Consider the following 22,496-nt stretch of genomic DNA (forward strand, 5'->3'; position numbering starts at 1 on the left):
ACTAAATTCAGGTTGTAGATTAAAGACAGGATAGTAAGATTGTCACTTATCCTAGTTAGTTTGTTGCTATTTTTATCCAGGGGCAGTTATGTCGCAGCGGCACCATAAGCCGGAAATCTTACATACCGAAGTTGTCGCTAAGAGCCGCTTGTTTCAAATCGAACAGGTCCATCTTAAATTCTCCAACGGTGTCGAGCGCCAGTATGAGCGGATGAAAGGTGGTAGTCGTGGCGCTGTGATGGTGGTGCCCATTCATCAAGGCAACATGCTGTTAGCCCGTGAGTATGCTGCTGGCACCGACAATTACGAGCTAGGTTTTCCTAAGGGATTAATAGATCCAGGTGAGCAAGCTATCGAAGCGGCCAATCGAGAATTGCAGGAAGAAATCGGTTTTGGGGCGCGTAAGCTGACATTGTTGAAAGAACTTAGCCTTGCGCCGGGTTATTTCTCTAGCAAGATGCAAATTTTCATAGCAGAAGATTTATATGAAAGCCGTCTCGAAGGCGACGAGCCTGAACCCATAGATGTGGTGCCTTGGGCGTTGGCCGAGTGGGAAGCGTTACTCGATAATAGCGATTTTTCCGAATCTCGTAGTGTGAGCGCATTGTTTTTAGCGCAGAAACACCTACAACTTAAATAATCTTTTTCGTTAAAGCGTTCAGCAACTGAGTGCTTGTAAATCATTCGCGAAGTTTGCGATTGGAGTGGTTATGAAGCCAGAAGAGTTAATCGACGAGGTGATTGCGATAGCAACGGATGCGGGTCGCACTATTCGTGAGATTTACCTCAAGGGTAATTTTGAGCGAGAAACCAAGTCTGATAATACCCCTGTCACCTCTGCGGACCTGGCGGCGAATAAGCTGATCTGTGAACGCTTAGCCGCATTGACGCCCGATATTCCTATCCTGTCTGAAGAGGCTGCCGATATTCCCTTAAGCGTGCGTGAAGGCTGGAAACGTTATTGGTTAGTCGATCCTCTCGATGGTACGGGGGAGTTTATTGCCGGTAGTGGTGACTTTTCGGTGATCATCGCGCTGGTGGAGCACAATCGTCCGGTAATGGGTGTGGTTTATGTGCCGATGACGCAGGTGTGTTACTACGCTATCGCTGGATTAGGTGCCTATAAACGGACCGATAAGCAAGAAGTGCGTATTAGCAGTCGGCAGATTGAGCACCGTGAGCAAGTTTCCCTAAGGTTAGCTGTGAGTCGTCGTCAGGATCCTCAATCTGTGTTGACCCTGTTCAATCAGCCTAAGCACTGTGAGCTGGTGGTCATGGGCGGTGCGGCCCTGAAGAGTTGTCTGGTTGCCGAAGGGCGCGCCGATTGTTATGTGCGAGTCGGGCCGACGGGGGAGTGGGACACCGGCGCCGCGCAGATTATTATTGAGGAGGCGGGTGGTCAGCTCATGGATACCGAGCTGCAGCCTTTAACCTATAACGAGCGTGAAACGCTTGAAAATCCTAACTTTATTGTTGTTGGTGCGCCCAATTTAGAGTGGGATAAGATTTTAATTGGTGAATAGTTTTACATGCAGTCTATCCGTCCAGTATTAAAGTCAGAGTTAGCCGATGTTTTTCAACTTGAGCAGGCTATCTTTGGCGATCATAGTTATCCCGATTTTTTCTTCCGCCAAGGGTTTGATTGTTGGCCTGAGCAGTTTCTGGTTGCCCTAGATGATAGCGGGGAGCTTTTAGGCTATTTGCTCTGCGCTCAAAGTAGCGACCCTGCCTGTATGTGGATTCTATCCGTGGCGGTGAGTGAGCAAGCCCGCGGCCAAGGCATTGGTAAACAATTAATCCAACAATGTTTAAGCCAACTACCACCTCAGGTGAAGCGGGTGGATTTAACCGTCGATCCCCATAATCCTGCCCATGGTTTATACCAGCGTTTAGGATTTGTCGATACCGACTTCGAAACGGACTATTTTGGCGCTGGGGCCGATAGGGTCGTGATGAGTTATCACTGCCGCTAGGTAAAAGTTCAATGTTGAAACGGTGTCCTCGATTGAGGGCGCCGTTTTTTTTATGCGCTAAAAGTTAAATTTCTACCAAGGTTCCCATCGAGCGAATACCTCAAAATTAGCCCTTCTTCCCTCATTTTTATGCCTTTTATTTCATGCTGTACGCAAAATAAACTTATTTTGAACGTTGTTTTTTATTTTTGAGACTGTTAATCTCACTGCATTCAACAGGGAGTGAGACCTATGGCGAGACGCAAAGAACATAGTCATGATGAGATTCGTGCTATGGCAGTAGAGGCGGCAATGGCATTGCTGCAACAGCAAGGGACACAAGAACTGAGTTTACGCAAGATTGCTAGCCAGATTGGCTATGTGCCGAGTACCTTAATCAATATCTTTGGTAGTTATAACTACCTACTGTTAGCCGTTTCTGAGGCAACGTTGCAGGCGCTGATGCACCAGCTCTCCGAGGTAAATGCTGAGAATAGTCGCAATCAAATCATTAGCATGGCGCAAAAATACGCTGAGTTTGCCCATGCACAGCGCCAATGTTTTAAGTTGGTATTTGAACTGCAGTTACTCGACAGTGAACCTTTGCCCGAATCCCAAGGCCAACTTATCGCAGGTTTATTCAGTTTAATTGAACGTGAGTTAGCCCTGTTGTTCCCCAATAAGACTACAGAGCAGCAACTCCAAATGAGCCGAGTACTCTGGGGCGGCATTCACGGCCTCACCGCCTTATCACTGGATAATAAATTGTTTGCCGATACGGCATCTTTACCCGCTTTGTTAGAAAGTCATGTGACTGGGTATTTACAGGGAATGGGTTATCAGAGGGAAGCATCATGCTGCTAACAAAACGTTTTTTACCGTATTTTGCTACCCAATGCCTTGGGGCTCTTAACGACAATATCTATAAAAATGTGTTGTTGCTGCTGGTTACCTTCAGCCAAGTCAACGATTTACCAATTAGTGTCGATATGTTTGTCAATTTAGCGGCGGGGGTCTTTATTCTGCCGTTTTTCCTGTTTTCGGCCCATGCAGGCGTGGTGGCCGACAATATGGATAAGGCCAAACTTATCCGTCGCTTAAAACTGCTCGAAGTCATCATTATGTTCAGCGCCGCGGCGGCCATCGTGAGCGAGAATTATATGATGATGTTATTACTGTTGTTTTTAACCGGTAGTCAGTCAGCTTATTTTGGCCCGGTCAAATATTCCCTATTACCTCAAGCCTTAAAAGAGGATGAGTTAGTGACGGGTAATGCCTGGGTTGAGATGGGGACGTTTTTGTCTATCTTGATTGGTACCTTGAGTGCCGGGATTTTAGTATCTGAAAACAATGCCACCCTATGGTCGGCCATCACGGTCGCAGCCCTTGCCTTGGCGGGGTATTTATCTAGCCGTGCGATCCCTGCTTTACCGCCGCAGGGCACAGTAGAAAAAATCCAATTTCGCCCATTATCAGGCACTTGGCGCACTATAAAGAAGGCGCGTCAAACGCCTTCGATTTGGATGGCTATCCTCGCCATTAGCTGGTTCTGGTTCTTGGGGGCGACATATCTGACCCAATTCCCTAACTTTGCCAAGTTGCATTTGCACTCAGGCGCGACCGTGGTGTCGCTGCTGCTGGGGATGTTCTCTATCGGGATTGCGGTGGGCTCCTTTGTCTGTGAGCGTTTTTCCTTTGGCCATGTGGAGTTAGGCTTGTTGCCCTTTGGGGTGCTTGGGTTAACTGTGTTTGGTGTGGACTTGCTTTGGGCGATTCCTCCCGCACCTGCGGATGCGCAGTTTGTCTATGGCTTACAGACCTTTATTGCCGAGCCGAAGCATTATCGAGTGATGCTGGACTTCTTTATGATTGGTGTCAGCGGTGGTCTATTTATCGTGCCTCTGTATGCCTTTATTCAAGCGCGCTCCGCTAAGGGTGAATGTGCGCAAGCGATTGCTGCGAATAACATTATGAACTCGCTGTTTATGGTGGCGTCGGCGTTGTTGTCTATGCTGCTGCTTGGGGTGGCTGGCTGGAGTATCCCACAGTTATTCTTACTGCTAGCGGTGATGAACTTTGTGGTTGCACTTTACGTGTATTCGCAAGTGCCTGAGTTTACACAACGATTTATCAGTTACTTACTCAGCCATGTGATGTATCGAGTGACTGTGACTGGGCGAGAAAAGATCCCAAAAGAAGGTGCTGGGATTATCGTCTGTAACCATGTGAGCTATGTGGATGCGTTGATCATTATGGGGGCCTCGACCCGGCCGATTCGTTTCGTGATGGATAAATCCATCAGTGAAATCCCTGTGCTGAAATACCTGTTCCGCCATGCTGGGGTGATCCCGATTTGTTCCCCGCGTCAGAGTGAGGCCACTTACAATCAAGCTTTTGAATCGATTCATGAGGCGTTAGCGAATGGCGAGTTGGTGTGTATCTTCCCCGAAGGCCGCTTAACCCCCGATGGTGAACTTGGCGAGTTCCGTCCCGGTATCGATAAAATCTTGGCCCGCGATCCCGTGCCCGTGATCCCTATGGCACTCAATGGTCTGTGGGGCTCTTACTTTAGTCATAAGGATGGCCATGCATTGACCACAATGCCGAAACGCTTTTGGTCCAAGGTATCGGTGAGCTTAACGGATGTGGTGGATGGGCAAAATGCTGATCGGCACTCGCTCAGGGATAGTGTCGCGAATCTACTCAATAAGTCCTAACTTGACGAGATAGATAAAGAAAACCGTGGCAGTTAGCACACGGTTTTCTTGTTTTTAGCCTTTTGAGTGCTGGCTATCCAACGGATGGTTATTCCGCTGATAGTTATCTCGCTGATAGTTATCCAGCCACTCATGCGTGGCTTGGTGACTCCCTCTAAACAGAATATTGCCAGCTTTTTTCTGCAACTGGTATTCGTACATGGGGTCGTAATACTTGTGCAGTAGTAGGCTTATCCAAGCCAAATGTTGTGAGGTTTGGTTTTGATTAAGTTGCTGAGACAGTGCTTGCTGCATGATGTCTTGCAACTCTTGATATTGCTTACCGCCAAGACGTTTGCGAATGCTGCCAAGACTCTGCAATAGATAGTGGCTAAAGGCTTCGAAACCTGCCTCTAAGCCGAGGCGTTCGATAAATCCTCGGTGCATTTTATGAACATATTCATCGAGTAAGCGAGTGAGCCTGATGTCATCATCTTCTTCGAGTACTACAATATCGGCCGTCTGCATGGCGCTATAAAAGCTTTGCGGCAGCGCCGAGCGGCCAATCAAAAAGCTTTCATCCTCGAGCAACAAACAGGCGTGATTGCCTAATTGATGGTGCAACAGGGCAATGGCGAGCCGATTTTCAAAGTTAATTTGCGTCGGTTGTGGGTCGATGTTTTTTCCAAAGCTCGAGCCTCTGTGATTTGCTATGTCTTCGAGATCGATTGCTTCTTTACGTCGTTTTAAAAAATCGGTTTTACCACTTCCCGTCATACCGCTCAGGCTTAGCAAGGGTTGCAGACTTGGCGCCGCCTCAATCACACCAATTAAATATTGGCGCATGCCTTTGTAGCCGCCTTGCACATAAGGCACAGTAACGCCTGCTTCTTGCAGCCATTGTTGAGTTAACTGTGAGCGTAGCCCGCCGCGAAAGCAGTAAAGATAAGCTTGGGGGTGGGCCGATAAAAAGTTTAACCAAGCATCAATACGCTGCTGTTTTACCACGCCATGTACGAGGGAATGGCCTAGGGCTATCGCGGCTTGCTGTCCTTGCTCTTTGTAGCAAGTGCCAACCTTTTCCCTTTCCTTATCAACCATTAACGGCAGATTTGCCGAGGAAGGAAAAGCGCCGCGGTCAAACTCGATTGGCGCTCTTAAGTCGATTAATGGCTGCCCAGCGATAAAGATATCGTGATATTGCTGGGCGGGGATGAGCTTAGTTGTCATTAACACAGCACCACATTGGCGGTGGAGGTGGGTGTTTCTAGCGAACCAATGCAGATAGGCTCAATCTGATGGGCATTCAGCAGTGCCACCAGTTCTGCTTCGGCCTCACTCGATACCGCCACTAACAAGCCGCCACTGGTTTGCGGGTCACACAAAATGGCTTTTTGATGATCGGTAAGTGCGGGCAAGTGTTCGCCATAACTGTCGTAGTTACGATGGGTACCACCGGGTATACAGCCTTGCGCTAGATAGTCGAGGGCGCGGGGCAAGAGTGGTACCGAATCGAGGTCAAGCTTAGCGGTGAGTTTAGCGCCTTGGCATACTTCCAGTAGGTGGCCCGCAAGTCCAAAACCTGTGACATCGGTGAGGGCGTTTACGCCTGTAATCTTAGCGATTTTGGCGCCTATGCTATTGAGCTGGCACATGGCATTGACTGCAATTTGGCTATCTTCATCTTTGAGCTTCTTCTGCTTTTGTGCCGTGGTGAGAATGCCAATTCCGATAGGTTTAGTGAGATACAAGCGATCGCCCGCTTTTGCGGTATCGTTTTGTTTTAAATCCGTCAGGGCGATTTGCCCTGTGACCGCAAGGCCAAAGATTGGCTCAGGCGCATCGATACTGTGACCTCCGGCCAGCATTATCCCTGCTTCCATACAGGCTTGACGACCACCATCGACTACTTGCTGCGCGATCTCGGCGGGGAGTTTGTTCACTGGCCAGCCTAAAATCGCAATCGCCATCATGGGCGTGCCACCCATGGCATAGATATCGCTAATGGCATTGGTGGCGGCGATACGGCCAAAGGTAAAGGGGTCATCTACGATGGGCATAAAAAAGTCGGTGGTGCTGATAATGCCGATTTCATCATTGAGCTTATAAACGGCGGCATCATCACGACTTTGATTGCCGACCAACAGGTTAGGATCGGTAAATACAGGCAGCTGCGAGGCAAGAATCGTGGTCAGTACTTTAGGGGAAATTTTACAGCCGCAGCCGGCACCATGACTATATTCTGTGAGTTTAATGCTATCGGCGGAAGATACAGCGGAATTCGACATGAGCCCTACATCCTGTAAAAAGTGATTGAGGCATCATCATAATAGGATACGGCCACCATGCAAGGCGGCCGTATGATTTTTACCGAGAATTGTGGTCTAGCTATAACTTGCCGTGAGGCTCTTCCAGCTTTTTTGCTGAGTCAGGAATCGTGTCTTCAATTCTTCGACTTGCAGTAACAACTGTTGATCGACCAGTTGCTTACGCTTGGCTTCTAACAGCGCCTTTTTCGCCTGATAGTATTCGAGTAAATGTTCCTTCATTAACTCGTATTCCTGTTGGATTTTCTCAATCACTTCATCGGCATTGGGCAGATGGATCACTTTATTTTTGGCATTCAGCAGTTGCATCTGCAAGCGTGCGCTCTCAATCCGTTCCTGTGGACTGGTGCGTAAGTCTTTGGCTAAGCCAACCCAAGATAACGCCTTAATCAACCACTTAGTCGGATCGTAATGCCACCACTTAATGCCGTTACGGTAATCGTTTTCGAAGATATGGTGGAAATTATGATAACCCTCACCGTAGGTCAGTACAGCCAGAAAACCATTATCGCGAGCCGTATTTTTATCGGTATAAGGTTGGCTACCCCACACGTGGGCGAGGGAGTTAATGAAGAAGGTGCAGTGATGCACGACCACTAAGCGCAGAAGTCCCGCCATCAGTAACATACCCGCGATATTGCCAGTGAACCAGCCTAATAAAGCAGGCAGACCAATATTCATAAGTAGCACAAGTGCAAGATAGTGCTTGTGTTGCCACATCACGATACGGTCGTTCTGTAAATCACGCACGTTTTGGTAGTCATGGTAACGCTGGGCTTGGTATTCGCGCAGCATCCAACCGATATGGCTGTACCAGAAACCCATGTTGGCGGAGTAAGGATCTTTGTCATTGTCATCGACATGCTTATGATGCACTCGATGATCGGATGCCCAATGTAATGCGCTGTTTTGTAATGCTAATGCACCACCAAGTGCGTAGATGAAACGTATTACAGGGTGTGCCTTATAGGCTTTATGTGACCAGAGTCTATGGTAACCCGCAGTGATCGACAGACCACTGGCAAAGGCTAACACCACAAAAGCAATCCATTCGCTGGCACCGTAACCGTGGGCTAGGCCATACCAAGGAACGAGGATTACCGCACTGAGAAAGGTTAGGCTAAATAGGGTGACATTAAGCCAGATGATAGGGGGTTTATTCATTATAGTTTCCAATATCCGCATTTGAGCGTACAACTGTAAGCTAATTTAGCCCAGCAATCTTGTTTGGTCAAGGTGGATAGGGCTGTGTTTCAATCGCAAAAGCGGTATTATCGCGTCATTACATTCAGTTAGCGGATTCAAGAATGGGTATTCGTGCACAGCAAAAAGAGAAAACTCGGCGGGCTCTAGTCGATGCGGCCTTTAATCAGCTCAGTGCTGAGCGGAGCTTCTCTAGCTTAAGTTTGCGAGAAGTGGCGAGGGAAGCCAACATTGCGCCCACATCCTTTTATCGTCATTTTAAGGATATGAATGAGCTCGGGTTGACTATGGTCGACGAGGGCGGGCTTACCCTAAGGCAAATGATGCGCAAGGGGCGTCAACGTGCTGAAGCGGGTGGTAGCGTGATCCGTATATCAGTGGATACCTTTATGGAAGTACTTGATTCTAATCCAAACGTTTTCAGAATTTTACTGCATGAGCGTTCAGGTACCTCGGCGGCATTCCGCGCAGCGGTGGCTCGCGAGATTGAACATTTTATTTCTGAATTGGCCCATTACACCGAAGCGACGGCGGGCCGTACACCTATGCTAGCCAGAGCGCAGGCAGAAGCGCTAGTGACCTTAGTGTTTAACGCCGGAGCGTCGGCACTGGATATGAAGCGTGCCGATCGTAAAGTGCTTGCCGATCAACTGGTGATGCAATTACGTATGGTGGCGAAGGGCGCCGAAGCCTTACAACATAAGGTTGAGCATCGTTAAGTGAAATTGTGATTTAGTCCAAAAATAAAGGAGCCAATGGCTCCTTTATTTTTAGGTACATAGAGTCGCTTAACGACGCTCAAGCAGTACACCTGTTTCCATATGATCGGTATAAGGGAACTGATCAAACAGAGCAAAACGGGTGACTTTATGGGTCTGATTTAATTGCTGCAAATTGTCTTTCAGGGTGTCGGGATTACAAGAGATATACAGGATCCGCTCATAACCTTGCATTAACTCTAACGTGGCAGGGTCGATACCTGCTCGTGGAGGGTCGACAAAAATGGTGTTGCAGACATAGCTATCCAGATCTATGCCTTCTAAGCGTCTAAAACTGCGTTTTTTAGCCATCGCATCGCTAAATTCTTCCGCCGACATACGGATAATCTGCAGATTATCGATATTGTTGACTTCGATATTGTACTGGGCAGCATCGACTGAAGGTTTAGCCAACTCGGTTGCGAGCACGCGATTAAAGTTTTGTGCCAGCGCGATGGAGAAGTTGCCATTACCACAGTAAAGCTCCAGTAAATCCCCTTGGCTATTTTGAGTCACGTCGATAGCCCACTCCAGCATCTTGATAGCCACTTTGGCATTTGGCTGGGTAAAGCTGTTTTCGATTTGTTTGTAATGGAAAACTTTGTCATTCACTTGCAGTGACTCAACCACGAAGTCTTTATCTAAATCGATTTTCTGTTTGCGCGCACGGCCAATGATATTGACCTTAAATTGGCTGCTCAATCTGGCTTTAAGTGCAGCGGCTTCGCTGCGCCATTGATCATCAAGCTGTCTGTGATACAGCAGTGACACTAAAATCTCACCACTGAGCGTTGATAAAAAATCAACCTGGAAGAGTTTATGACGTAGGTTGTGGTTCGGTTTTAACTCGGCGATCAGAGCCGCCATCATCTGATTGATTAAGGCACTCGCGGGTAAGTATTGATCGCAACGAACTTTGTCGTTCAATACTTTATCGAACATGTAATAGTATAAATCGTCGCCCTCGTGCCATACGCGAAACTCGGCGCGCATCCGATAGTGGGCAGGTTCTGAGGCAAACACTTCAACACTCGGTGTCTCAAATTGGGCAAAGGCCTGCTCTAGCTTGATACGCTTTGCCGTTAGTTGCGCATCATAGGTCGTGGGATCCATTGCTGCTAAGTTCATTGTCGATTCACCGTGGCTGTAAATTGGGGCGCAAATTTTATACTAGGTGACACGAATGTCCAGCATCTTGGTTTTGCGGTTTGAGCAAAGCTGTGGGAAAATCCGCCCGCGCATGGGGCAACGAATTAACTGGAGACGGGCTTGTCGCAACCAATATTAGTATTCGATTCTGGCATCGGCGGTCTATCCGTATTGGCCGAAATTCGCAAACTGCTCCCACATCACGATTACTGCTATTTATTCGATAATGCCAGATTGCCCTATGGCGAATTGGAAGAGCAGGAACTTATCTCGGGTTGTGTTGCGCTCATCGACCAAGTTGTCGAGCGTACCCACGCTGCCATTGTTGTCGTAGCTTGCAATACCGCGAGTACTGTTGTGCTGCCCGCGCTGCGTGCCACTCTATCTATTCCTGTGGTGGGCGTTGTCCCCGCCATTAAACCCGCGGCGCAGTTATCTAAAAGTAAGCGTATTGGTTTGCTGGCCACTCCTGGTACGGTCAAGCGTCACTATACCTACGAACTCATTAGCCAATTTGCCGATGATTGCCACGTTGAGCTGTTCGGATCTTCCGAATTAGTGCTAATGGCCGAACAGAAGATTGCTACCGGCCAATTAGATATGGTGCGGTTAACACAGGTGCTATCACCAATAGTCGAAGCGGACTTAGATGTTTTGGTGCTTGGATGTACTCACTTCCCCATGCTGCGTGATGAACTGCAACAGGTATTAGGCCAAGGTGTCACCTTGCTCGATTCTGGAGAGGCTATCGCCAAGCGAGTCAAAACCTTGTTGGCTGAGACTAAGAGTGATGAGCAAGTTCAGGAAGAAGACGCGCACAGTAATTTACTTATGCAGGCGTTTTATACTAAAGCAGAAATCAGTGAGGGATTAGCGACTACGTTAGTCGATTGTGGCTTTTCAACCCTAGAGCGAATCACCACAATCAACTCAAACGGATAAATTAACGCGGATTATTCATCGGTACCTGTACGGTCGGCAGCTTCCGAATCTTGAGTCTTCGCTTCTCTAACCTTCAAGGTTCTTTCTTGGAAGTTAAAATCGTTCAACTTGACCATCGCCTTTTGAGCTCCCGCTTCGGACATTTCCACAAAGCCGAACCCTTTACGACGTCCCGTTTTACGATCACGTACTAAACGTACTGAGTTGACGGGGCCGAACTCACCAAACAGAACCTTTACTTCACCCTCATGGACACGATAAGGCAAATTGCCTACATAGAGTGTCATAGTCGGGCCAACATATTGCTCATCTGCACCTTGAGCTTGGTTTGTCTCAGGGACAAATTTAAAAACGAGAGTAGTAATGATAACGCCAGCAACAAAAGCGATGTACGCAGGTAATGTAGTTGCAAATTGAGATAGCGCGATTGCGCCGAGAATGGCAATAACCAAAACAATAAGAAATGACTTTTGCATATAAATGCTCTCTGAATGAAATAGAAAATGATAAATAACTGTTAACAGCAAGTCATATGGTAATGAATTATTTACTTTTACACTAGACCGCTGCCGAAAAATTGAGCGTGATTTATCATTTCTCAGATAAAAATTCGCTTTTAAATCGAATAACAAAGCAGAAATAGATAAAAAATAGACATGATGTTTAAAATATCGGCGTACGATTTGAAGAAGCGAAAAAAGCCCTTGCGTAAAAAGTTCTGCTGCCTATAATGCGCATCCACTGACACGGCAGACAGCGATACGCAGTTTCAAGTGCCAGTTCATCGAGTGATTTACTCCTCGATGAGCGAAAAGAAAGTTGCAAAAACTACTTGACGCAAAAACGGGAATGCGTAGAATACGCAGCCCTGACCCGCTGAAATCACTTGCGATAAGGCGATGGTCAACGCTCTTTAACAATTTATCAAGCAAATCTGTGTGGACACTCACAGGTGTTGAGTTAATCGAAATTACTCTGCCGTTTGGCGAGTAATCAAAATTTACATCAATGAATGAGTGTTCATAGCAATATGTACAACGACTTATTAAGTTAAGTCGATTCAGAATTCATTGAGTCGAATCTTCGGATTCACAAAACTTTTAATTGAAGAGTTTGATCATGGCTCAGATTGAACGCTGGCGGCAGGCCTAACACATGCAAGTCGAGCGGCAGCACAAGGGAGTTTACTCCTGAGGTGGCGAGCGGCGGACGGGTGAGTAATGCCTAGGGATCTGCCCAGTCGAGGGGGATAACAGTTGGAAACGACTGCTAATACCGCATACGCCCTACGGGGGAAAGAGGGGGACTTTCGAGCCTCTCGCGATTGGATGAACCTAGGTGGGATTAGCTAGTTGGTGAGGTAATGGCTCACCAAGGCGACGATCCCTAGCTGTTCTGAGAGGATGATCAGCCACACTGGGACTGAGACACGGCCCAGACTCCTACGGGAGGCAGCAGTGGGGAATATTGCACAATGGGGGAAACCCTGATGCAGCCATGCCGCGTGTGTGAAGAAGGCCTTCGGGTTGTAAAGCACTTTCAGTAGGGAGGAAAGGTTGTAAGTTAATACCTTGCAGCTGTGACGTTACCTACAGAAGAAGGACCGGCTAACTCCGTGCCAGCAGCCGCGGTAATACGGAGGGTCCAAGCGTTAATCGGAATTACTGGGCGTAAAGCGTGCGCAGGCGGTTTGTTAAGCGAGATGTGAAAGCCCCGGGCTCAACCTGGGAATTGCATTTCGAACTGGCAAACTAGAGTCTTGTAGAGGGGGGTAGAATTCCAGGTGTAGCGGTGAAATGCGTAGAGATCTGGAGGAATACCGGTGGCGAAGGCGGCCCCCTGGACAAAGACTGACGCTCAGGCACGAAAGCGTGGGGAGCAAACAGGATTAGATACCCTGGTAGTCCACGCCGTAAACGATGTCTACTCGGAGTTTGGTGTCTTGAACACTGGGCTCTCAAGCTAACGCATTAAGTAGACCGCCTGGGGAGTACGGCCGCAAGGTTAAAACTCAAATGAATTGACGGGGGCCCGCACAAGCGGTGGAGCATGTGGTTTAATTCGATGCAACGCGAAGAACCTTACCTACTCTTGACATCCAGAGAATTCGCTAGAGATAGCTTAGTGCCTTCGGGAACTCTGAGACAGGTGCTGCATGGCTGTCGTCAGCTCGTGTTGTGAAATGTTGGGTTAAGTCCCGCAACGAGCGCAACCCCTATCCTTATTTGCCAGCACGTAATGGTGGGAACTCTAGGGAGACTGCCGGTGATAAACCGGAGGAAGGTGGGGACGACGTCAAGTCATCATGGCCCTTACGAGTAGGGCTACACACGTGCTACAATGGCGAGTACAGAGGGTTGCAAAGCCGCGAGGTGGAGCTAATCTCACAAAGCTCGTCGTAGTCCGGATTGGAGTCTGCAACTCGACTCCATGAAGTCGGAATCGCTAGTAATCGTGGATCAGAATGCCACGGTGAATACGTTCCCGGGCCTTGTACACACCGCCCGTCACACCATGGGAGTGGGCTGCAAAAGAAGTGGGTAGCTTAACCTTCGGGAGGGCGCTCACCACTTTGTGGTTCATGACTGGGGTGAAGTCGTAACAAGGTAGCCCTAGGGGAACCTGGGGCTGGATCACCTCCTTACCTATACGACTAACTCGATGTTTGTTGAGTGTTCACACAGATTTGCTTGATAGAAGATAGAGTAAAAGATGGGTCTGTAGCTCAGCTGGTTAGAGCGCACCCCTGATAAGGGTGAGGTCGGTGGTTCAAGTCCACTCTGACCCACCAATCCTTTGAGGGTTGGGACATCTGATACTCGCACTGCATGTAAATGGGGCTATAGCTCAGCTGGGAGAGCGCCTGCCTTGCACGCAGGAGGTCTGCGGTTCGATCCCGCATAGCTCCACCACTTACTGCAATCTGGTTAGAGATGCCAAAGATAAACTGAAAAATTATCTTTGGCTTTTTTAAGCCCGCTCTTTAACAATTTGGAAAGCTGATAGTAATTAATACAATGATGTCTGTCGTTGTGTTAATACGAAAAAAATTGAGTTCTTAAAACACTTTTTAAGTGTCTTGAATATTCAAGTCTAAGGCGAGTCCATTTCCTTGGTCGGAAATGAGACAAGTAAAACCAGCTGGTCGCAACAGCGCAAGTGATGTGAAACTCATTTGGGTTGTATGGTTAAGCGACTAAGCGTATACGGTGGATGCCTTGGCAGTCAGAGGCGATGAAGGACGTAGTAACTTGCGAAAAGCGTTGGCGAGCTAGTAACAAGCATTTGAGCTAACGATGTCCGAATGGGGGAACCCAGCAGCATAAGCTGTTATCACTGCATGAATACATAGTGTAGTGAGGCAAACGAGGGGAACTGAAACATCTAAGTACCCTTAGGAAAAGAAATCAACCGAGATTCCCCTAGTAGCGGCGAGCGAACGGGGATTAGCCCTTAAGTCAGAGGGGTGTTAGTGGAATGGTCTGGAAAGTCCAGCGGCACAGGGTGATAGCCCCGTACACGAAAACTAACCTTTGATGAAAACGAGTAAGGCGGGACACGTGATATCCTGTTTGAATATGGGGGGACCATCCTCCAAGGCTAAATACTCCTGACTGACCGATAGTGAACCAGTACCGTGAGGGAAAGGCGAAAAGAACCCCTGTGAGGGGAGTGAAATAGAACCTGAAACCGTATACGTACAAGCAGTGGGAGCGGTTCTTGAGACCGTGACTGCGTACCTTTTGTATAATGGGTCAGCGACTTACGTTTTGTAGCGAGGTTAAGCGAATAGCGGAGCCGTAGGGAAACCGAGTGTTAACTGCGCGTTTAGTTGCAAGGCGTAGACCCGAAACCCGGTGATCTAGCCATGGGCAGGTTGAAGGTTGAGTAACATCAACTGGAGGACCGAACCGACTAATGTTGAAAAATTAGCGGATGACTTGTGGCTGGGGGTGAAAGGCCAATCAAACCGGGAGATATCTGGTTCTCCTCGAAAGCTATTTAGGTAGCGCCTCGGACGAACACCTTTGGGGGTAGAGCACTGTTAAGGCTAGGGGGTCATCCCGACTTACCAACCCTTTGCAAACTCCGAATACCAAAGAGTGCTATCCGGGAGACAGACGGCGGGTGCTAACGTCCGTCGTCAAAAGGGAAACAACCCAGACCGTCAGCTAAGGTCCCAAAGTGTATGTTAAGTGGGAAACGATGTGGGAAGGCTTAGACAGCTAGGATGTTGGCTTAGAAGCAGCCATCATTTAAAGAAAGCGTAATAGCTCACTAGTCGAGTCGGCCTGCGCGGAAGATGTAACGGGGCTAAACATACCACCGAAGCTACGGGTGCAATCCATTAGGGTTGCGCGGTAGAGGAGCGTTCTGTAAGCCGTTGAAGGTGAAGGGGTAACCCACGCTGGAGGTATCAGAAGTGCGAATGCTGACATGAGTAACGATAAAGGGGGTGAAAAACCCCCTCGCCGAAAGACCAAGGGTTCCTGTCCAACGTTAATCGGGGCAGGGTGAGTCGACCCCTAAGGCGAGGCCGAAAGGCGTAGTCGATGGGAAACAGATTAATATTTCTGTACTTCCGCTAACTGCGATGGAGAGACGGAGAAGGCTAGGCTAGCGCGGCGTTGGTAGTCCGCGTTTAAGGTGGTAGGTGGAATGCTTAGGCAAATCCGGGCGTTCTTAACACTGAGAGCTGATGACGAGTCCCCAAGGGGATGAAGTAGTTGATGCCATGCTTCCAGGAAAATCTTCTAAGCTTCAGGTTAGCGGGAATCGTACCCCAAACCGACACAGGTGGTCGGGTAGAGAATACCAAGGCGCTTGAGAGAACTCGGCTGAAGGAACTAGGCAAAATGGTACCGTAACTTCGGGAGAAGGTACGCTGCTGTTGGTGATGGGACTTGCTCCCTAAGCTGACGGCAGTCGCAGATACCAGGTGGCTGCAACTGTTTATCAAAAACACAGCACTGTGCAAAATCGCAAGATGACGTATACGGTGTGACGCCTGCCCGGTGCCGGAAGGTTAATTGATTGGGTTATCGCAAGAGAAGCTCATGATCGAAGCCCCGGTAAACGGCGGCCGTAACTATAACGGTCCTAAGGTAGCGAAATTCCTTGTCGGGTAAGTTCCGACCTGCACGAATGGCGTAATGATGGCCACGCTGTCTCCAGCCGAGACTCAGTGAAGTTGAAATTGCGGTGAAGATGCCGTATACCCGCGGCTAGACGGAAAGACCCCGTGAACCTTTACTATAGCTTGGCACTGAACATTGACCCTACATGTGTAGGATAGGTGGGAGACTTTGAAGCGGGAACGCTAGTTCTCGTGGAGTCGTCCTTGAAATACCACCCTTGTAGTGTTGATGTTCTAACTTGGGCCCCTAATCGGGGTTAAGGACAGTGCCTGGTGGGTAGTTTGACTGGGGCGGTCTCCTCCCAAAGAGTAACGGAGGAGCACGAAGGTTGGCTAAGTACGGTCGGACATCGTACGGTTAGTGCAATGGCATAAGCCAGCTTAACTGCGAGACAGACACGTCGAGCAGGTACGAAAGTAGGTCATAGTGATCCGGTGGTTCTGAATGGAAGGGCCATCGCTCAACGGATAAAAGGTACTCCGGGGATAACAGGCTGATACCGCCCAAGAGTTCATATCGACGGCGGTGTTTGGCACCTCGATGTCGGCTCATCACATCCTGGGGCTGAAGTCGGTCCCAAGGGTATGGCTGTTCGCCATTTAAAGTGGTACGCGAGCTGGGTTCAGAACGTCGTGAGACAGTTCGGTCCCTATCTGCCGTGGGCGTTGGATGATTGAGGGGAGTTGCTCCTAGTACGAGAGGACCGGAGTGAACGAACCGCTGGTGTTCGGGTTGTCATGCCAATGGCATTGCCCGGTAGCTATGTTCGGAATCGATAACCGCTGAAAGCATCTAAGCGGGAAGCGAGCCCCAAGATGAGTCATCCCTTGGACTATAAGTCCACTAAAGAGCCGTTCGAGACTAGGACGTTGATAGGTCAGGTGTGTAAGCGTTGTGAGGCGTTGAGCTAACTGATACTAATGACTCGAGAGGCTTAACCATACAACCCAGATGGGTTTTACTAAGTGATACTTAGACGAATACAAACACTTAAGAAGTGCAACTCAATCCAGCTTTCCGAATTTAATTTACTGCCTGCATGAGATAAGACGGGTAAGTAAATACCAAATTTGCTTGGTGACAATAGCATTGTGGTCCCACCTGATCCCATCCCGAACTCAGAAGTGAAACGCAATCGCGCCGATGGTAGTGTGGGGTCTCCCCATGTGAGAGTAGGTCATCGCCAAGCGCCTAATTAAACAATGAAGCCAGCTGAATAAGCTGGCTTTTTTGTTTTAAGTGTTTGGCATTTGGCGTTCTTAACTGTCACTTCCACTGTTCTTTTTACTCTTGTTCAAGATCTTGCAGTATCAATCTGCCTACTTTTACCGATCTACCTCAGTTTGCTGCAATTCTAGGGTGAAGCGTTTACAATGTCGCTTTTGTCGCGGCAGAACATCACCATGTCTTTTCCATATTCGTTAAAGCCGTTTAATACTTTTGGCGTGGAGCAATCTTGCTTATCCATGATTGAAGTCCATTCCAAGGCAGAGCTGCAATCGACCTGCTTATCCTTATATCAGTCTAAGCGACCTATGCTTGTCCTCGGCGGCGGCAGCAATATCGTATTCACCGATGATTTTAATGGCACTGTAGTGCGTGTGTTGACTAAGGGTGTTTCCTGCTCTGAAGATGACTCTCACTTTTACCTTGCTGTTGAGGCGGGTGAGAACTGGCATGAATTGGTTCAGTTCAGCTTAAATCAGAACATGCCAGGTCTTGAGAACTTAGCGCTTATCCCTGGTACTGTTGGTGCAGCTCCGATCCAAAACATCGGTGCCTATGGCGTTGAGCTTTGCGATATTTGTGATTGGGTCGAATACATGGATCTCGAGTCTGGCAACTTGTTAAGGCTTACAGTCGATGAGTGTGAGTTTGCCTATCGGGAGTCGATATTTAAAGGCAGCTTACGCGACAAAGCTGTGATAAGCGCCGTTGGTTTGCGCCTCCCTAAAGCTTGGCAACCGAAATTGGCCTATGGTCCGTTGCAATCATTTAACGCTGAGACGGTGACCCCAAGGGAGATTTTTGAGCGTGTCTGTGAGGTGAGGAGCGAAAAGCTGCCCAACCCAAAAGAACTCGGTAATGCAGGTAGCTTCTTTAAGAATCCTATCGTAAGCGCGGCGACATATATGCAGCTTGCTGCGCGTTTCCCGAGTATTGTCGGTTATGCTCAACCCAATGGAGAGGTTAAACTGGCTGCGGGTTGGCTAATTGAGCACGCGGGTCTTAAGGGCTTTTCCCTGGGAAACGCGGGAGTGCATGCGAAGCAAGCCTTAGTATTAGTCAATTTAGGCTATGCAACTGGCCAAGATATTTGTCGATTAGCATTACATGTTATTGCGCGAGTGAATGAGGTTTTTGGCGTTAAGTTAGAAGCTGAGCCAAGAATTATGGGATTAACAGGGGAGACGAGTCTCGATGTCTGATAACTGGGTGAGAAAACGCGAAATACTGGGATTACTGTCGAGCGAACATTTTGTCTCGGGTGAAGAGTTGGCGACACAATTGGGTATTTCTCGTGCGGCGGTCAGCAAGCATGTCGATGCTTTGGAAGATTATGGCGTGGCGATTTACAGTGTCAAAGGCCGTGGTTATAAGTTAGCGAACCCCATCTCCCTTATCGACTCGGCTCGGTTAATTCAGTCGATTGATAATCGGTGCTTTTATTTTGATGAGATCCCAAGCACCAACGGCTTTATGTTAAGTCATACGGGTGAGCTTAAGAGTGGCGACCTATGTGTAGCGGAATACCAGTCGGCAGGGCGAGGTCGCCGTGGCCGTACTTGGGTTTCTCCCTATGGGCATCATTTATATTTCTCGCAGTTTTGGTCATTCCCCCAAGGGATGGCGCAGGCAATGGGCTTAAGCCTTGTGGTGGCTTGCAGCTTAGTCGAGGTATTGAAGTCCTTTAGCGTGGATAATATCGGCGTGAAATGGCCAAACGATATTTACCTTAATTATAAAAAGCTTGCTGGGATTTTAATTGAGATGTCAGGTCAGGCAGATAGCGAGTGCCAATTGATCATTGGTATTGGCGTCAACATGGCCATGTCGGAAGACCAAGGTAAGGGCATAGACCAGCCTTGGAGTGATCTATCCGCCTTAGCGACTATGCCAAATAAAACGGATCTTGTGATTGCGCTGCAAAAGCAGCTTAAGAAAGATATTCAACTATTTGAGCGCGAAGGATTAGCTGCATTCAAAATGCGTTGGCAATCGGCTGATTTATTCTATGGTAAAGAGATCCGTCTACTCATGGGTGAAAATCATGTTGAGGGTATTTGCCGCGGCGTCGACGAACAGGGCGCGGTGCTACTTGAAACCGCCGATGGCACACAGGCATACATCGGCGGCGAAATTAGTTTAAGGCCGAAATAGACTATTTGCGCAACAATACGTGGGACATCAAGTGATCCTGACCTTTTTGCAGGATCAGATGTGCCCGCTCTCTTGTCGGCTGGATATTGAGTTGTAAATTGGGGCCGTTGATCGTGTCCCAAATCTTCGCCGCAATCGCATTCGCCTCATCATCGGTTAGGCTGGCGTAGTGATGGAAATACGACTTTTCATCACTAAAGGCGCCTTTACGGAATTGCAAAAAGCGCTCCTGATACCACTGCTTTAATAAGTGCTCTTCGGCATCAACGTAAATAGAGAAGTCGACAAAGTCGGAGACGAAAGGGCGACGTATATCTACCGGTGAATCTAAACCAGTTTGCAGTACATTGAGTCCTTCAAGGATCAAAATATCGGGCTGAGAAACCGTTTGATGCTGGCCGCGAATACGATCATAAGTCACGTGGGAATAGATAGGCGCATTCACATGGGCCTGCCCGGATTTTACCGCCGAAATAAATTCGACCAACATCTTCATGTCGTAACTTTCGGGGAAGCCTTTACGCTGCAAAAGGCCCTTGCGCTTTAAGTCGGCTAGAGGATACAGAAAACCATCGGTAGTCACTAAATCGACCTTAGGATGTTCCGGCCAGTGGCGCAGCAATGCTTGTAAAATACGCGCTGTGGTACTTTTGCCCACTGCAACGCTACCAGCAATACTAATGATATAAGGACTGCTCGAGGGTTTTTGACCGAGAAACTCATCCAAGACTAAGCCACGCTGTTGCTTAGATTTTACGATGAGATTGAGTAACCGGCTGAGAGGCAAGTAAATATCGGTTACTTCTGAGAGGGAAACCTTCTCATTAATACCGCGCAAATTTTCCAAGTCTTGTTCACTCAGTGTCATTGGCACTGCGTCCCGTAAAACAGACCATTGCGCGCGCTCAAAGGCAAGATAGAGTGCTTTTTGAATTGGATTTTTTGACGTCATTGGCTTTCCTCGGCTTAGGGATCGCACAGTACACCATGACTTAAGTATCGACAATATAAAATCTATTCTCGATGCCCCGTTTGTTTGTCTCGCTTGAGTATTCGCAGAATAATTGCTCTACGGCCTAGGTTTAAGTGTAAAAAAGCATCATTTGATTGCTTTTTTTAAACAAATCGTCGATTTTTGCTTGCACTTGGGCACACATTTACCTAATATCCCGTTCCGAAATGATTTGCCGGCATAGCTCAGTTGGTAGAGCAACTGACTTGTAATCAGTAGGTCCCGAGTTCGACTCTTGGTGCCGGCACCATTTTACTGGAGGGGTTCCCGAGTGGCCAAAGGGATCAGACTGTAAATCTGACGGCTCCGCCTTCGAAGGTTCGAATCCTTCTCCCTCCACCATTTTCTAGGTAGTTAGGTAGCCTTAGTTAGGTTGCGCGGGCATCGTATAATGGTATTACTCCAGCCTTCCAAGCTGATAACGCGGGTTCGATTCCCGCTGCCCGCTCCAAATTTAGTTGCTGATATGGCTCAGTTGGTAGAGCACACCCTTGGTAAGGGTGAGGTCGGCAGTTCGAATCTGCCTATCAGCACCAGCCTCTCTAAATTAAGCTCCTATACCTAAATAATCGGTTCGATGTCATTTATATGCATCGGATTTTTTCTATATGTATGTTTTCATCACCAAGACTCTTGGATTGAGGCAATACCATGGCAAAAGCTAAATTTGAACGTAATAAGCCCCATGTTAACGTGGGCACCATCGGTCACGTTGACCATGGTAAAACCACTCTGACTGCAGCTATCTCTCACGTACTGGCTAAGACCTACGGTGGTGAAGCTAAAGACTTCTCTCAAATCGATAACGCTCCAGAAGAGCGTGAGCGCGGTATTACCATCAATACCTCTCACATCGAATACGATACTCCAACTCGCCACTACGCACACGTAGACTGCCCAGGCCACGCTGACTATGTTAAAAACATGATCACTGGTGCTGCACAGATGGACGGCGCGATCCTGGTAGTAGCTTCTACTGACGGTCCAATGCCACAAACTCGTGAGCACATCCTGCTGTCTCGCCAAGTAGGCGTACCATTCATCATCGTATTCATGAACAAGTGTGACATGGTTGACGATGCTGAACTGTTAGAATTAGTAGAAATGGAAGTACGTGAACTGTTATCAGAATACGACTTCCCAGGTGATGACTTACCAGTTATCCAAGGTTCAGCTCTGAAAGCGCTAGAAGGCGAGCCAGAGTGGGAAGCTAAGATCATCGAATTAGCAGCGGCACTGGATTCTTACATTCCAGAACCAGAGCGTGATATCGATAAGCCATTCCTGATGCCAATCGAAGACGTATTCTCAATCTCTGGCCGTGGTACAGTAGTAACTGGTCGTGTTGAGCGTGGTATCGTACGTGTTGGTGACGAAGTAGAAATCGTTGGTATCCGTGCAACTACTAAGACAACCTGTACTGGTGTTGAAATGTTCCGTAAGCTGCTTGACGAAGGTCGTGCAGGTGAGAACTGTGGTATCCTGTTACGTGGTACTAAGCGTGATGACGTAGAACGTGGTCAAGTATTATCTAAGCCAGGTTCAATCAACCCACACACTACTTTTGAATCAGAAGTATACGTTCTGTCAAAAGAAGAAGGTGGTCGTCACACTCCATTCTTCAAAGGCTACCGTCCACAGTTCTACTTCCGTACAACTGACGTGACTGGAACTATCGAACTGCCAGAAGGCGTAGAGATGGTAATGCCAGGCGACAACATCAAGATGAAAGTGACTCTGATCTGCCCAATCGCGATGGACGAAGGTTTACGCTTCGCAATCCGTGAAGGTGGTCGTACAGTAGGTGCTGGTGTTGTAGCTAAGATTTTCGCTTAATCGCGAATTAGTTATAGTACTGAAAAAGGAAGCTTCGGCTTCCTTTTTTGTTTAAGTCGATTATTTACTAGGTTTTGTGGGTTGCAACGGCTGTGCATCCTT

16 protein-coding genes, 6 tRNA genes and 3 rRNA genes are annotated in these 22,496 nt (G+C 48.1%); 19 read left to right on the plus strand and 6 right to left on the minus strand.

Annotated features, from left to right (window positions below; translation table 11 throughout):
- Positions 1–88: 88 nt before the first annotated feature.
- From nudE to ACUZ8J_RS01120, 5 genes are all read left to right on the plus strand, one after another.
- Positions 89–640: an ADP compounds hydrolase NudE gene (gene nudE, locus ACUZ8J_RS01100; RefSeq protein WP_011621002.1), complete on the plus strand. Its 552-nt coding sequence runs from the start codon at positions 89–91 to the stop codon at positions 638–640.
- Between the two features lie 70 nt (positions 641–710).
- Complete coding sequence (gene cysQ / locus ACUZ8J_RS01105; protein WP_011624787.1) at positions 711–1,523, plus strand: 3'(2'),5'-bisphosphate nucleotidase CysQ; 813 nt, start codon at positions 711–713, stop codon at positions 1,521–1,523.
- Between the two features lie 6 nt (positions 1,524–1,529).
- The gene (locus ACUZ8J_RS01110; protein ID WP_446692850.1) at positions 1,530–1,973 is read left to right on the plus strand and encodes a GNAT family N-acetyltransferase; all 444 of its coding nucleotides are present in this window, start codon (positions 1,530–1,532) and stop codon (positions 1,971–1,973) included.
- Positions 1,974–2,204: 231 nt separating this feature from the next.
- Positions 2,205–2,816: a TetR/AcrR family transcriptional regulator gene (locus ACUZ8J_RS01115; RefSeq protein ID WP_446692851.1), complete on the plus strand. Its 612-nt coding sequence runs from the start codon at positions 2,205–2,207 to the stop codon at positions 2,814–2,816.
- Positions 2,807–4,669, plus strand: a complete 1,863-nt coding sequence (locus ACUZ8J_RS01120; RefSeq protein ID WP_446692852.1) for an MFS transporter — start codon at positions 2,807–2,809, stop codon at positions 4,667–4,669. The genes ACUZ8J_RS01115 and ACUZ8J_RS01120 overlap by 10 nt, the downstream gene beginning before the upstream one ends.
- A 54-nt stretch (positions 4,670–4,723) precedes the next feature.
- Here the strand turns inward: ACUZ8J_RS01120 and mnmH are convergent, their stop codons facing one another.
- From mnmH to ACUZ8J_RS01135, 3 genes are all read right to left on the minus strand, one after another.
- Complete coding sequence (mnmH, locus tag ACUZ8J_RS01125) at positions 4,724–5,878, minus strand: tRNA 2-selenouridine(34) synthase MnmH (RefSeq protein WP_446692853.1); 1,155 nt, start codon at positions 5,876–5,878, stop codon at positions 4,724–4,726.
- On the minus strand, positions 5,878–6,936 hold the full coding sequence (gene selD, locus ACUZ8J_RS01130) for a selenide, water dikinase SelD (RefSeq protein WP_011624792.1): 1,059 nt from the start codon (positions 6,934–6,936) through the stop codon (positions 5,878–5,880). The genes mnmH and selD overlap by 1 nt, the downstream gene beginning before the upstream one ends.
- A gap of 96 nt (positions 6,937–7,032) precedes the next feature.
- Entirely contained in the window at positions 7,033–8,139 is a 1,107-nt protein-coding gene (locus ACUZ8J_RS01135; RefSeq protein ID WP_446692854.1) for an acyl-CoA desaturase, read from the minus strand.
- Positions 8,140–8,282: 143 nt separating this feature from the next.
- Here ACUZ8J_RS01135 and fabR point away from each other — a divergent pair, with 143 nt between their 5' ends.
- Positions 8,283–8,897 (plus strand): HTH-type transcriptional repressor FabR, encoded by a 615-nt coding sequence (fabR, locus tag ACUZ8J_RS01140; RefSeq protein ID WP_011070594.1) that lies wholly within the window; start codon positions 8,283–8,285, stop codon positions 8,895–8,897.
- Positions 8,898–8,966: 69 nt separating this feature from the next.
- Here fabR and trmA read toward each other — a convergent pair whose 3' ends face one another.
- Entirely contained in the window at positions 8,967–10,064 is a 1,098-nt protein-coding gene (trmA, locus tag ACUZ8J_RS01145) for a tRNA (uridine(54)-C5)-methyltransferase TrmA (protein ID WP_446692855.1), read from the minus strand.
- A gap of 141 nt (positions 10,065–10,205) precedes the next feature.
- On the opposite strand from trmA, the gene murI reads away from it, so the two are divergent.
- Positions 10,206–11,027, plus strand: a complete 822-nt coding sequence (gene murI, locus ACUZ8J_RS01150; RefSeq protein ID WP_011715449.1) for a glutamate racemase — start codon at positions 10,206–10,208, stop codon at positions 11,025–11,027.
- Between the two features lie 11 nt (positions 11,028–11,038).
- On the opposite strand, the gene ACUZ8J_RS01155 is transcribed toward murI, so the two are convergent.
- Positions 11,039–11,503: an RNA-binding protein gene (locus ACUZ8J_RS01155; RefSeq protein WP_011715450.1), complete on the minus strand. Its 465-nt coding sequence runs from the start codon at positions 11,501–11,503 to the stop codon at positions 11,039–11,041.
- A gap of 625 nt (positions 11,504–12,128) precedes the next feature.
- On the opposite strand from ACUZ8J_RS01155, the gene ACUZ8J_RS01160 reads away from it, so the two are divergent.
- From ACUZ8J_RS01160 to birA, 7 genes are all read left to right on the plus strand, one after another.
- Positions 12,129–13,671, plus strand: a 16S ribosomal RNA gene (locus ACUZ8J_RS01160).
- Between the two features lie 70 nt (positions 13,672–13,741).
- Positions 13,742–13,818 (plus strand) — tRNA-Ile (locus ACUZ8J_RS01165).
- Between the two features lie 45 nt (positions 13,819–13,863).
- Positions 13,864–13,939 (plus strand) — tRNA-Ala (locus ACUZ8J_RS01170).
- A gap of 274 nt (positions 13,940–14,213) precedes the next feature.
- Positions 14,214–17,107 (plus strand): 23S ribosomal RNA (locus ACUZ8J_RS01175).
- Between the two features lie 131 nt (positions 17,108–17,238).
- Positions 17,239–17,354: ribosomal RNA gene (gene rrf, locus ACUZ8J_RS01180) — 5S ribosomal RNA — on the plus strand.
- The 16S, 23S and 5S rRNA genes sit together here with 2 tRNA genes alongside, the layout of an rRNA operon.
- Positions 17,355–17,568: 214 nt before the next feature.
- Positions 17,569–18,594 carry a UDP-N-acetylmuramate dehydrogenase gene (gene murB / locus ACUZ8J_RS01185; RefSeq protein WP_446692856.1) on the plus strand — a complete coding sequence of 342 codons (1,026 nt, stop codon included), beginning with the start codon at positions 17,569–17,571 and terminating at the stop codon, positions 18,592–18,594.
- Entirely contained in the window at positions 18,587–19,546 is a 960-nt protein-coding gene (gene birA / locus ACUZ8J_RS01190; protein WP_446692857.1) for a bifunctional biotin--[acetyl-CoA-carboxylase] ligase/biotin operon repressor BirA, read from the plus strand. The genes murB and birA overlap by 8 nt, the downstream gene beginning before the upstream one ends.
- Position 19,547: 1 nt before the next feature.
- Here the strand turns inward: birA and coaA are convergent, their stop codons facing one another.
- On the minus strand, positions 19,548–20,498 hold the full coding sequence (gene coaA / locus ACUZ8J_RS01195; protein WP_011715453.1) for a type I pantothenate kinase: 951 nt from the start codon (positions 20,496–20,498) through the stop codon (positions 19,548–19,550).
- A 234-nt stretch (positions 20,499–20,732) separates the two neighbouring features.
- On the opposite strand from coaA, the gene ACUZ8J_RS01200 reads away from it, so the two are divergent.
- The 5 genes from ACUZ8J_RS01200 to tuf all read left to right on the plus strand — a co-directional run bounded on the left by ACUZ8J_RS01200 (position 20,733) and on the right by tuf (position 22,394).
- Positions 20,733–20,808 (plus strand) — tRNA-Thr (locus tag ACUZ8J_RS01200).
- Between the two features lie 7 nt (positions 20,809–20,815).
- A tRNA-Tyr gene (locus ACUZ8J_RS01205) sits at positions 20,816–20,900 on the plus strand.
- Between the two features lie 35 nt (positions 20,901–20,935).
- Positions 20,936–21,009, plus strand: a tRNA-Gly gene (locus ACUZ8J_RS01210).
- 9 nt (positions 21,010–21,018) lie between these two features.
- Positions 21,019–21,094, plus strand: a tRNA-Thr gene (locus ACUZ8J_RS01215).
- Positions 21,095–21,209: 115 nt separating this feature from the next.
- Entirely contained in the window at positions 21,210–22,394 is a 1,185-nt protein-coding gene (tuf, locus tag ACUZ8J_RS01220) for an elongation factor Tu (protein ID WP_011715454.1), read from the plus strand.
- The last annotated feature ends 102 nt before the right edge of the window (positions 22,395–22,496 follow it).

The organism is Shewanella sp. Koi 1 (assembly GCF_052907445.1).